At 40.0% G+C, this 255-nt stretch carries 1 protein-coding gene; it reads right to left on the minus strand.

What is annotated here, in order from left to right:
• Window positions 1-255, minus strand: a 255-nt coding sequence (locus Q4550_RS23670) for a phosphoadenosine phosphosulfate reductase domain-containing protein (RefSeq protein WP_303536702.1), incomplete at both ends; no start/stop codon positions are given.

Consider the following 255-nt stretch of genomic DNA (forward strand, 5'->3'; position numbering starts at 1 on the left):
TCATTATATCGGTGTGCTTTGCACTACCATGGGTAAATGGCCCTACGCCTGCGTCAATCCCTTCTTGGTTTTTATGTACAATTAGGTCAAAGCCAAGCTTTTTAGCCATTTGGTCTCTAAACTCAATCATTTCTTTAAACTTCCATGTTGTATCTACATGCATTAAAGGAAATGGTGGTTTTGCCGGAAAAAACGCTTTCATGGTTAAATGCAACATGACTGCTGAGTCTTTACCTACGGAGTAAAGCATTACCG

Origin of the sequence: Anaerobacillus sp. 1_MG-2023 (assembly GCF_030547345.1) — a bacterium.
In the GTDB taxonomy this organism is placed as follows: domain Bacteria; phylum Bacillota; class Bacilli; order Bacillales; family Guptibacillaceae; genus Guptibacillus; species Guptibacillus hwajinpoensis_B.